Source organism: Serratia sp. LTN-2 (assembly GCF_059740205.1).
Genome location: NZ_JCAXDO010000002.1, coordinates 307,871 through 319,996 on the forward strand (window position 1 = coordinate 307,871; position 12,126 = coordinate 319,996).

General features: G+C 54.3%; 10 protein-coding genes. 8 read left to right on the forward strand and 2 right to left on the reverse strand.

Annotated elements, in window-relative coordinates; translation table 11 throughout:
• Window positions 1–35 precede the first annotated feature (35 nt).
• From AC6BYQ_RS05170 to sanA, 8 genes are all read left to right on the forward strand, one after another.
• A complete protein-coding gene (locus AC6BYQ_RS05170; protein WP_019454413.1) occupies window positions 36–1,244 on the forward strand; it encodes an MFS transporter in 1,209 nt (402 codons plus the stop codon).
• 138 nt (window positions 1,245–1,382) lie between these two features.
• Window positions 1,383–1,790: a CidA/LrgA family protein gene (locus tag AC6BYQ_RS05175; RefSeq protein ID WP_019454414.1), complete on the forward strand. Its 408-nt coding sequence runs from the start codon at window positions 1,383–1,385 to the stop codon at window positions 1,788–1,790.
• On the forward strand, window positions 1,787–2,482 hold the full coding sequence (locus tag AC6BYQ_RS05180; RefSeq protein WP_063919061.1) for a CidB/LrgB family autolysis modulator: 696 nt from the start codon (window positions 1,787–1,789) through the stop codon (window positions 2,480–2,482). Before AC6BYQ_RS05175 ends, AC6BYQ_RS05180 begins: the two co-directional genes overlap by 4 nt.
• Before the next feature lie 137 nt (window positions 2,483–2,619).
• Window positions 2,620–3,504 carry a cytidine deaminase gene (gene cdd / locus AC6BYQ_RS05185; protein ID WP_019454416.1) on the forward strand — a complete coding sequence of 295 codons (885 nt, stop codon included), beginning with the start codon at window positions 2,620–2,622 and terminating at the stop codon, window positions 3,502–3,504.
• Window positions 3,505–3,725: 221 nt separating this feature from the next.
• Window positions 3,726–5,423 (forward strand): NAD-dependent malic enzyme, encoded by a 1,698-nt coding sequence (locus tag AC6BYQ_RS05190; protein WP_498056425.1) that lies wholly within the window; start codon window positions 3,726–3,728, stop codon window positions 5,421–5,423.
• A 496-nt stretch (window positions 5,424–5,919) separates the two neighbouring features.
• Window positions 5,920–7,359 (forward strand): MOP flippase family protein, encoded by a 1,440-nt coding sequence (locus AC6BYQ_RS05195; RefSeq protein ID WP_498056426.1) that lies wholly within the window; start codon window positions 5,920–5,922, stop codon window positions 7,357–7,359.
• Between the two features lie 211 nt (window positions 7,360–7,570).
• Window positions 7,571–8,512 carry a glycosyltransferase family 2 protein gene (locus tag AC6BYQ_RS05200; protein WP_498056427.1) on the forward strand — a complete coding sequence of 314 codons (942 nt, stop codon included), beginning with the start codon at window positions 7,571–7,573 and terminating at the stop codon, window positions 8,510–8,512.
• Window positions 8,513–8,738: 226 nt separating this feature from the next.
• The gene (sanA, locus tag AC6BYQ_RS05205; RefSeq protein WP_004938948.1) at window positions 8,739–9,482 is read left to right on the forward strand and encodes an outer membrane permeability protein SanA; all 744 of its coding nucleotides are present in this window, start codon (window positions 8,739–8,741) and stop codon (window positions 9,480–9,482) included.
• A 63-nt stretch (window positions 9,483–9,545) separates the two neighbouring features.
• Here sanA and mglC read toward each other — a convergent pair whose 3' ends face one another.
• The gene (mglC, locus tag AC6BYQ_RS05210) at window positions 9,546–10,556 is read right to left on the reverse strand and encodes a galactose/methyl galactoside ABC transporter permease MglC (protein WP_004938953.1); all 1,011 of its coding nucleotides are present in this window, start codon (window positions 10,554–10,556) and stop codon (window positions 9,546–9,548) included.
• Between the two features lie 11 nt (window positions 10,557–10,567).
• Complete coding sequence (gene mglA / locus AC6BYQ_RS05215; protein WP_019454418.1) at window positions 10,568–12,076, reverse strand: galactose/methyl galactoside ABC transporter ATP-binding protein MglA; 1,509 nt, start codon at window positions 12,074–12,076, stop codon at window positions 10,568–10,570.
• Between the last annotated feature and the right edge of the window lie 50 nt (window positions 12,077–12,126).

Consider the following 12,126-nt stretch of genomic DNA (forward strand, 5'->3'; position numbering starts at 1 on the left):
ATCGCCTAATAACTGTATGCATAAACAGGTTTCGAATGAAGGGATTCCCCTCGCAGATTAACGTGCTGCTGGCCAGTTCGCTGGTGTTGACCATCGGTCGCGGCGTCACGCTGCCGTTCATCACCATCTACCTTACCGAGCATTTCCACCTGTTGCCGAAGAGCGTGGGCGTGATCCTGGGCGTCAGCCTCACCCTCGGCATCATCGCCAGCCTGTACGGCGGCTATCTGGTGGACAAATTCAGCAAAAATCGCCTGATCCTGCTGTCGATTTTATTGTTTGCGCTCAGCTTCTTCGCTATTCCCTGGATCCCGCGCCCCGGCGGCGTGATCGTGGTGCTGGCGATCCTGCACACCTGTTATTCGGTGCTGAGCATCACCATCAAGGCCTGCTTCGCCGACTGGTTGCCGGTCGAGCAGCGCATCAAGGCTTTCTCAATCAACTACACGCTGGTCAACGTCGGCTGGGCGATCGGCTCGGCGCTCGGCGTACTGGTGGCCGGCCTCAACCCGCTGCTACCGTTTTACCTGTCGGGCGGGTTGGCGCTGGCGACGGTGGCGGCGCTGAGCCTGCGCTTGCGCGGGCGGGAACAGCACGCAGCCCCTATCGCCGCATCAGCCTCACTGCCCAACTTCCGCCAGACGCTGACCATCTTGCGCAGCGATCGCCGGCTGATCTACTTCACCCTCGGCAGCACCCTAGGCGCCGTGGTGTTCGGACAGTTCACCGGCTATCTGTCGCAGTACCTGATCACCGTTTCCAGCGCCGAGTTCGCCTACAAAATCATCGGGCTGGTGATGATCGTCAACGCCAGCATCGTCATCGCCCTGCAATACCTGCTCAGTCGCGGCATGCGCCAGGAAAACATGCTGCGCTGGCTGGCGCTGGGCACGCTGTTTTTCATCGTCGGGCTGCTCGGCTTTATGGTCGCCGGCGAGGCGGTCTGGCTGTGGCTGGCGGCGATGGCGGTGTTTACCCTCGGCGAAATCATCGTTATCCCGGTGGAATACATGTTCATCGACTTTATCGCGCCGCCGCACCTGAAAGGCAGCTACTATGGGGTACAGAACCTCAGCGCGCTGGGCGGCGCCATCAACCCAGTGCTGTGCGGGGTGCTGCTCAGCTACGCCGCGCCGCCGTTGATGTTCGTGATGCTGATCGTCGCCGCGCTGCTCAGCCTGCTGTTTTTCTTCCTCGGCCATCGGCTGGCGGAACAGGCGACGGCGGCTGAAGATGCACCTTAATCCGGCGCGCTACACTTAATCCAGGCTGTCAACCCAACGATCGTGCATGGCGGCCATAGCGAGAATTCATGGTGCGATCTGTGGCATGGCTCACAGTTTAATTGTATGATGAATGCATCAGTTAAACGGGAAAAGACAATGGCCAACGTGCTCACACTGTGCTGGAAATACCTCAGGGCCCTGCTCCTCATCTACCTTTGTCTGTTCGTCGGCAACGCGCTGGCGGCGCTGCTGCCGTTCGCCATTCCCGGCAGCATCCTCGGCATGCTGCTGCTGTTCGCCCTGCTTTCCACCCAGATCCTGCCGGCCAAGTGGGTTAAACCCGGCTGCCATTTACTGATCCGCTATATGGTGCTGCTGTTCGTGCCGATCGGCGTCGGGGTCATGAAATACTACGACCAGATCGTGGCGCACCTGGGCCCGCTGGTTATCTCTTGCCTCATCAGCACGCTGATGGTGCTGGTGGTGGTCGGCTATACCTCACATTATTTCCACCGCGAGCGCCGCATCGTCGGTAAGCCCGACGATACGGAGGGCAACCCATGATCCATGAAATCTGGTGGTCGCTGCCGCTGACGCTGGCGGTCTACTTCGCCGCGCGCTGGCTGGCGCGCAAACTGAACATGCCGCTGCTCAACCCGCTGCTGGTGTCCATGGCGGTGATCATCCCGCTGCTGCTGCTCACCGGCATCCCCTATGAGCGCTATTTTCAGGGCAGCAGGATCCTCAACGATCTGCTGCAGCCGGCGGTCGTCGCGCTGGCCTTCCCGCTGTATGAGCAGCTGCACCAAATTCGCGCGCGCTGGAAGTCGATTATCGCGGTGTGCTTCATCGGCAGCCTGACCGCCATGATCAGCGGCGGCGCCATCGCCCTGTGGCTGGGCGCTACGCCGGAAATCGCCGCTTCTATTCTGCCGAAATCGGTCACTACGCCAATCGCCATGGCCGTCGCGGACTCGCTCGGCGGTATTCCGGCGATCAGCGCGGTCTGCGTCATTTTCGTCGGCATCCTCGGCGCCGTGTTCGGCCATACGCTGTTCAACCTGTTGAAAATCACCACCCACTCGGCGCGCGGCCTGGCGATGGGCACCGCATCTCACGCGCTGGGCACCGCGCGCTGCGCGGAGATGGACTACCAGGAAGGCGCCTTCGGCTCGCTGGCGCTGGTGATCTGCGGCATCATCACCTCACTACTGGCGCCATTTCTGTTCCCGGTGCTGCTGCACCTGTTCGGTTAAACAGGATTAAACTTGCGATACATCTCGCATTTATGTATTTCATTGCATTTATTTCATCAATTAAGAGATATTTGTCACACTTTAATATTGCCGCGCTGCCTAGAATGTTATCCCGTTAACCTGTAGAGAGACCTTCTATGCATCCGCGTTTTCACACCGCTTTCAGCGCACTGCCCGCGACACTGCAATCCGCCCTGCAGCCCTATCTGGACGCGTCCGACTTTCCGGCGATGTTCACGGCCGAGCAAGCGGCGGCGATCCGCTCAGGCTGCGGACTGGACGATGACGCGCTGGCATTCGCTCTGCTGCCGCTGGCGGCGGCCTGCTCGTTAACCCCGATATCGCATTTCCACGTCGGCGCCATCGCGCGCGGGCAGAGCGGCAATCTCTATTTCGGCGCCAATATGGAGTTCAGCGGCGCGCCACTGCAGCAATCCGTGCATGCGGAACAGAGTGCGGTGACGCACGCCTGGCTGCGCGGCGAAAAAGCGCTGGCCTCGGTCACCGTCAACTACACGCCGTGCGGCCACTGCCGCCAGTTTATGAATGAGCTGAACAGCGGCGGCGAGCTGCAAATCCGCCTGCCGGGTCGCGCGCCGGCCACGCTGGCGGACTATCTGCCGGACGCCTTCGGCCCGAAAGATCTGGATGTCGCCTCACTGCTGATGGACGAGGTCGATCACGGCCATCAGCTGGCGTTGAACGATGCGCTGGCGCAAGCGGCGCTGGCGGCGGCCAACCGAAGCCACGCGCCATACAGCCGCGCCCATAGCGGCGTGGCGCTGGAAACGGCAGACGGCAACATCTACGCCGGCCGCTATGCGGAAAACGCCGCCTTCAACCCGAGCCTGCCGCCGCTGCAGGCCGCGCTGATCCTGCTGAACCTCTCCGGCGGCGACTGCCAGAACATCCGCCGCGCCGTGCTGGCCGAACCGCAGGACGCGATCATCAGCCAATGGGACGCCACCCGCGCCACCCTGGCGGCGCTGGGCTGCCAGAACGTCAGCCGCACCGCGTTCTAAGCGCACCACGGCGGAGCCATCCGGTTCCGCCGCTAACAGCCCCGCCCGCCAAATACAATGCCCCGACGCCGCCGCAGACACTTTATTTAGTTAAAAAATCATTTGATTGTCGATAATTACGCCAACCTGGTTCATCATCTGGCAACAAATGCTGTACATCTGCTCTTTATCTTTTAGGATCGTCGGCAATAAAGTTATCTGATACGTGAAGAGTAAAACTGATGGAACTAGAATACGAAAGCAAACGCCCGCTCTACATCCCTTACGCCGGCCCAATTCTGCTGGAATTTCCGCTGCTGAACAAAGGCAGCGCTTTCACCGAGGAAGAACGTAGCCACTTCAACCTGCACGGCCTGCTGCCGGAAGCGGTGGAAACCATCGAAGAACAGGTGGAACGCGCCTACCGCCAGTATCAGGATTTCAAGAACGATAACGATAAGCACATCTATCTGCGCAACATCCAGGACACCAACGAAACCCTGTTCTACCGCCTGCTGGACTCGCACCTGAGCGAGATGATGCCGATCATCTACACCCCGACCGTCGGCGAGGCCTGCGAACACTTCTCCGATATCTACCGCCGCGCGCGCGGGCTGTTCATCTCCTACCCGAACCGCGATCGCATCGATGACATGCTGCAAAACGCCACCAAGCAGAACGTCAAGGTGATCGTGGTCACCGACGGCGAACGCATCCTCGGCCTGGGCGATCAGGGCATCGGCGGCATGGGGATTCCGATCGGCAAGCTGTCGCTGTACACCGCCTGCGGCGGCATCAGCCCGGCCTACACCCTGCCGGTGGTGCTGGACGTCGGCACCAACAACCCGCAGCGCCTCAACGATCCGCTGTACATGGGCTGGCGCCATCCGCGCATCTCCGGCGAGGAGTACCACGCCTTTGTCGAAGAGTTTATTCAGGCGGTCAAACGCCGCTGGCCGAACGTGCTGCTGCAGTTCGAAGACTTCGCGCAGAACAACGCCACCCCGTTGCTGAACCGCTACCGCGACGAGATCTGCTGCTTCAACGATGACATTCAGGGCACCGCTGCGGTCACCCTCGGCAGCCTGATCGCCGCCAGCCGCGCCGCCGGCAGCCAGCTGCGCGATCAAACCGTCACCTTCCTCGGCGCCGGTTCCGCCGGCTGCGGCATCGCCGAGCAGATCATCGCGCAGATGAAGTCCGAAGGGTTGAGCGAAGACGAAGCGCGCGCCCGCGTGTTCATGGTCGACCGTTTCGGCCTGCTGACCGACAAGCTGCCGAACCTGCTCGATTTCCAGAGCAAGCTGGTGCAGAAGAGCGAAAATCTCGCCGGCTGGGAAACCGCCAGCGACGCCATTTCGCTGCTGGACGTCGTGCGCAACGCCAAGCCGACCATTCTGATCGGCGTGTCCGGTCAGCCGGGGCTGTTTACCGAAGAGCTGATCCGCGAGATGCATAAGCACTGCGAACGCCCTATCGTGATGCCGCTGTCCAACCCGACCTCACGCGTGGAAGCCCGTCCGGAAGACATCATCAACTGGACCGACGGCGCCGCCCTGGTGGCAACCGGCAGTCCTTTCGCCCCGGTGAGCTATAAAGACCAGCTGTTCCCGATCGCCCAGTGCAACAACTCCTACATCTTCCCGGGCATCGGCCTCGGCGTGCTGGCCTCCGGCGCCATCCGCGTCACTGATTCCATGCTGATGGCCGCCAGCCGCGCGCTGGCGGACTGTTCGCCGCTGGCTACCGACGGCCACGGCGCGCTGCTGCCGAATATCGACGATATTCAGGGCGTGTCGAAGTGCATCGCCATGGAAGTGGGCAAAGCCGCGCAGCTGCAGGGCGTGGCGATCGTCACCTCCGAAGACGCGCTGTCGAAAGCCATCGAGCACAACTTCTGGCGGCCGCAGTACCGCAGCTACAAGCGCACCTCGTTCTAAATTATCCAGGCCTATCGTAGCCGTCCCTGAGACGACAACGATAGGCCTGCAATTTTTCGTAACCCTTGTGGTTCTGCCAAGGGCTTTCTTATCAGAGCACACCGCCTGAGTGCCAAGGTATTATTGCCGTACCATCCTTCCGTGTACTTGCTGACGACCTCACAGTTATGAATGCATTTTAACCATCTCGCCAGCAAACTTCACGGCTCAGCTTTGAAGTTGGTCCTTCTGTCAATCTCAACCTATTCTGATAATGCTCTCTTCGCCTACAGAATCCTTGAAAAATGTGACTTGCTATGTCTAAATACCCCATAGGTTATTTTTTAAGGCATATGATTTTGAAAAATAAGAGAATACAGTATTATATTGACGAGACTTCTATTTTTTAATAACGTTTTTAAATTAATGGGAATTCAGCAAGTTACTTATTGACGATGTCCTTATTGTTTAAATGTGAACATTATTTTCAGGGTCTAAATTAGTTTTAAGGTTTTTTATGAACGCATTAAGTAATGCAAAATGGGTAACTCTGTCACAAATGGGTAAGGTTTTCACCCAGCTAATGAGCATGCTCGTTTTGGCAAGGCTGATTCCTCCGGGGGAGTTCGGTTTAATGGCCATGGCTTATGTCGTAATCAACTTTTCCCTTTTGATCAGGGATTTGGGCACTTCTGCGGCCATAATTCAACATCGAGAGTTAAAGAACAGCACAATTAATGCTATTTTCGGTCTCAACATTACAATGGGAACAATCATCGCCATTGCAATGGTAATTTTGTCACCGCTAATCGCACATTTATTCAAGGAGCCACGATTAGTCGACGTCTTGCTTCTCCTGTCTATTTCATTTCCTATTGCCAGCAGCGGCTCCACCCACCTGGCGTTATTGGAAAGAAATTCAAAATTCATGACTGTCTCTTTGATTGAGTTGTCAGCAGGTATTATATCTCTTATTGCCGCGATTATACTGGCATATATGGGTGCCGGCGTTTATAGCCTTGTCATATCAAATTTACTGACAGCAATTATATCAACGACCCTGCTTTGGATAAAAAGTGATTGGCGCCCAAGCATAAAGAAAATTTTCAACAAAGATGAGTTGAAGTTGATTTTTTCCTTTAGTAGTAATCTTACATTATTCAACTTTGTCAATTACTTCTCCAGAAACGCCGACAGCATGCTTATCGGCCGCTATATGAGCGCTAACGTTCTCGGCTCTTACTCTCTGGCCTACAGAATCATGTTATTCCCGCTACAAAACCTGACATTCATAGCATCTCGCTCATTATTCCCTATTATGAGCCGCCAACAAGATAATGAAGCAGAGGTCAAGAAATTATTCATTAAATCAATTGATGTAATTACATTTATTGTTTTCCCTCTTATGGTAGGATTAGCAACGCTGCGAGAACCTTTCTTCAATGTTGTTTTTGGCCCTGAATGGGAGTTGAGTGCAACAATTATGCTTTGGTTAGCGCCAACGGGTATTGTTCAGGCAGTGACCAGCTCTACAGGTGCAGTTTTAATGTCAAAAGGACGTGCTGGCATATTGCTTTTGCTGGGAGCTTTTGGCGCATTCCTATTGCTAAACGCATTTATCATTGGTGTACAATACGACATTATTACACTCACCATGCTTTATTTCGTTGCCAATGTCATAAACTTCATTCCTGCAATGTTTATCACAATGCGACTGCTAGGAGGCAACCTCTTCGAGGTTATTGTCAGGCTTATTGGACCAGGAATTTGCTCAGGAATTATGTTCGCAGCACTCTACTGGTTATTACATATTTCTCACTTAAACATCGTAATTAATGGCATATTCTCATTGCTATGTGTGTCATTGCTCGGAGCTGTTGTATATCTCATCGCATCCATGATTTTCTTACGCGACAGAATTATTTACCTCAAAAATTCTGTATTAAAGAAGGCATAATTTAGCTCAGCAGGTCCAAGATTTCGCTCTTGGACCTTCGTCAAAGGGATATAAAATGAAGCAGACATTTTAGCTTCATTTAACTATAACAAATGAGTCATTAACACGACTATCACCTTTAGCATTCAGTCAATACGTTTATTTTTATGTTTAAATTTCCCTATACCCGTGGTAATCTCATCAAAAATAACCCTGCTTGAGTTTGAACAATATGAACCTTAAAGTTAGCATTGTTATAGCAAGTTACAACACAGATAAGTACATTGTTGAGTGCGTGAACTCTGCGCTTGGGCAGGATTACGAAAACATTGAAGTCATCGTTGTCAACGATGGTTCTACAGACACCACTGAAGAGTTATTATCTGAACTTGCCCATACTAATCCTAAACTAAAAGTTTTAACGCAAAAAAACCAAGGCCAGTCCATCGCCAGGAACAATGGATTAACTCTAGCCACAGGTGAGTTTGTCATTTTCCTCGATAGTGATGATGCTATTGATAATACATTGATATCAAAATGCGTCACGGCTCTCAGCGCAACTAAAAGTGACATTGTTTTCTTCAATGGCGAAAGTTTTTACGATAAAGAAGATGACGAGCTTACTGCAGGTTTTACTCCTAAGTACATTAGAAACTCCCGCTTATGCGAAGAAGTGATGGACAGCCATAAATTTTTCAAGCTGTCATGGAAATTAAATAACTATACGGTAAGTCCGTGCATGTTCGTTTCCAGGACTCAACTTGTGAGGGACAATCCATTTTATCCTGGCATAGTGCATGAAGATAATTTATTTACTACTAAAATCCTGTTATCACAAAAATCCAATATCATTTGTATAAACGACATCCTGTACAAAAGGCGTATACGCCCGAATTCAGTCATGACATCAAAGAAAAGTGAACGAAATGCTATCGGTTATTTAACCGTGGCAAAAAAAATGATCGCATTACGTTCGCAAACGGATGATGAACTGAACGATTGCTTAAATAGCTTTATTTCTCACTGTGTTAGCTCATCACTTAACGACGCTAAGTCTTGTTTCAAACGCATACCTAAAGAACTGAAGAAAGAATATATTAATGTCATCAAAGATATTGGTTTGATGAATGTCAGAAAAAAAACCTTAGCCAAATTCATTCTATCTTACTTTTAAAAATTCACTACAAAGTAACCCTAAACGTTGAGTTTCAGGGTTACCTTTTCATTGTTATCCATTCCTTCTGCGCGTCTCCCAACACCAAGCAGATCAACATTTTCGGCCTGAACCGCCGAAAAATGCGGCGGAGCGCGTGCTTCAGGCGGTTCGCGTCTTGCGTCGCCCGGTCAGGTAAAGTAGCCTTGATCCATCTTTTTCAGCCCGGCGCGCGTAAGGCAACAACATGTGGAAACGCCTGATAATCAGCCTGTTCATCATCATTGCGGTGTTGATGGGCTCGGCTATTGCGCTCGATCGCTGGATCAGCTGGAAAACCGCGCCTTACGTCTACGACGAACTGCAGGAATTGCCGCACCGCCAGGTCGGCGTGGTGCTCGGCACCGCCAAGTATTACCGCACCGGGGTGATCAACCAGTATTACCGTTACCGCATTCAGGGGGCGATCAACGCCTATAACAGCGGCAAGGTGAAATACCTGCTGCTGAGCGGTGACAACGCCCAGCAAAGCTATAACGAACCGATGACCATGCGACGCGATCTGATCGCCGCCGGCGTAGCGCCGAGCGATATCGTGCTGGACTATGCCGGCTTCCGCACCCTGGATTCCATCGTGCGCACCCGCAAGGTGTTCGACACCAACGACTTCATCATCATCACCCAACGCTTCCACTGCGAGCGGGCGCTGTTTATCGCCCTGCACATGGGGATTCAAGCGCAGTGCTACGCGGTGCCGTCGCCGAAAGACATGATGACGGTGCGCGCTCGCGAGATCTTCGCCCGCCTGGGCGCACTGACCGATCTGTACATCCTCAAGCGCGAGCCGCGCTTCCTCGGCCCGCTGATCCCGATCTCCGCCATGCACACCGTGCCGGAAGACGCCCAGGGGTATCCCGCCGTCTCACCGGAACAGTTGGTGGAGCTGGAGCACAAGCTGAAAGAAGAGAAGCAGAAAGCTAAACAGCCCTGACGCGCAATGCCCAACAAGAAAGGCCGGCAATATGCCGGCCTTGTTGTCTGCGAAGCCAAACAGCTACTTCTTCTTGGCGTATTTCAACGAATCCAGCGCCACGGCGAAGATGATGATGCTGCCCTTGATGATGTACTGCCAGTACGGGTTGATGCCGATATAGGTCAAACCGTAGTTGATGACGGTGAAGATGATCACCCCGGTCACCACGCCCCACACCGTACCCACACCGCCGGCGAACGAGACGCCGCCCACCACGCAGGCGGCGATGGCGTCCAGCTCGTACATAAAACCGAGGTTATTGGTGGCGCTGCCGATGCGCCCCGCTTCCAGCAGGCCGCCAAAGGCGTAAAACACGCCGGACAGCGCATAGATCATGATCAGGTTCAACGGCACGTTGACGCCGGACACCTTGGCCGCTTCCGGGTTGCCGCCGATGGCGAAGATGTTCTTGCCAAAGCGAGTCTTGGTCCACAGGATCCAGACGAATATGATGGCTATTAGCGCATAGAAGGTAATGTACGACAGCTTGAAGTCACCGAAGCGCAAAAAGCCCTGGGCAAAGGTGGAGAACTTCGGATCGAAGCCGGCGACCGGCGAAGCGCCGACCGAGTCGTAATACAGCGAGTTGATGCCGTAGACGATGATCATGGTGCCCAAGGTGGTGATAAACGGCGTCACGTTGAGATAGGCGATAATCAAGCCGTTGACCAGGCCGATCACCGCGCCGACCGCACACACCAGCAGAATAACCAGGGGAATCGACCAGGTTTCCATGTGCGGAAACACTTTGTTGACGTTATCCATCGATTGCAGCAGCGTCGCAGCCACCACCGCTGCCAGCCCCACCTGGCGCCCGGCGGACAGGTCGGTGCCCTGGGTGACGATCAGCCCCGCCACGCCCAGCGCAATGATGATGCGCACCGAAGACTGCGTCAGGATGTTGCTCAGGTTCATCAGGCTGAGGAAGGTGGGATCCTGAATGATGATGATGGCCAACAGCACCAGCAACACCACGTAAATGCCGCCTTCCTTGAAATAGGTAAATAAGGTTTTTTTATTTAGCGCGTTCATAATTCCGATCCTTAAAGGTGCAGGGAGGCGAGACGTAAGATTTCATTTTGCGAGGTCTGTTTGGTGTTAACGATGCCCGCAACCTGACCATTGCTCATCACCAAAATGCGGTCGGTGATCCCCAACAGCTCCGGCATTTCGGAGGAGACGATAATGATCCCCTTGCCCTTCTTCGCCAGCTCGGTCATCAACTGATAGATCTCGAACTTGGCGCCCACGTCGATGCCGCGCGTCGGTTCATCCAGCATCAGGATCTCCGGCTGCGTCAGCAGCCAACGGCCGATGATCACCTTCTGCTGGTTGCCGCCGGACAGCGAACCGATATGGGTGTGATGCCCCGGCGTTTTCACCCGCATGGCGTCGATCACCCACTGGGTGTCGCTCTTCATTCGCGCGTTGTCCAGCAGGCCGAGCTTGTTCTTATAATTGCGGATATTGGAGATCAGCGAGTTGAAGCCCACGTCGAGGTAAGCGTAAATCCCGGTGGAACGCCGCTCTTCGGTCACCAACGCAAAGCCGTGGTTGATCGCTTCGTTGGCGCTGTGGTTGTCGATCGCCTTGCCGTGCAGCTTGATAGTGCCCGCCACCTTTTCGCGAATGCCGAACAGCGTCTCGACGATATCGGTGCGCTTGGCGCCCACCAGCCCGGCGATGCCGAGGATCTCGCCCTGATGCAGATCGAAGGAAACGTCGCGGATCGAGGGCTGGCGCAGCGAAGTCAGGTTCTTCACCTCGAGGATCACTTCACCCGGCGTGTTCTGCCTGTCGGGGAAACGCTGGCTCAGCGAGCGGCCGACCATCATGGCGATGATCTTGTCCATATCCAGCCCTTCCAGCGGCTGGGTGGCGATCCACTGGCCATCGCGCAGCACCGTTATCTCGTCGCACAGCTGGAAGATCTCCTCCATCTTGTGCGAGATATAGACAATGCCGCAGCCGCGCTCTTTCAGCTTGCGGATAATGGTGAACAGGTGATTGACCTCTTTCTCCGTCAACGAGGAGGTCGGTTCATCCATGATGACGATCTTGGCGTCGTAGGAGAACGCCTTGGCGATCTCGATCATCTGCATCTGCGACACCGACAGATTACCCACCTTCTCGCGCGGGTTGATGTCGATATCCAGCTCGTCGAAGATCGCCTGGGTGTCTTTGAGCATTTTATCCTGATCGACAAACAGGCCTTTGATCGGGTAGCGCCCCAGCCACATGTTGTCCATCACGGTGCGTTGCAGTACCAGGTTCAGCTCCTGGTGCACCATGGAAACGCCGTGTTCCAGCGCCTCCTTCGAGCTCTTGAAATCGATTTCCCGGCCCTGAAACACGATGCTGCCGCTGTCTTTCTTGTAAATGCCGAACAGGCATTTCAGCAACGTCGATTTCCCCGCCCCGTTCTCCCCCATCAGGGCATGAATCGAGTGCGGACGGACGCGTAAATTGACATTATCCAAGGCTTTGACGCCGGGAAACGACTTACAGATATCCGTCATTTCCAGCAAAAATTCGCGTGAACTATCGGCCATAAATACACCTGGCTTAACGATTTGCAGTCGTAAACATCCCCGCCGGCGGT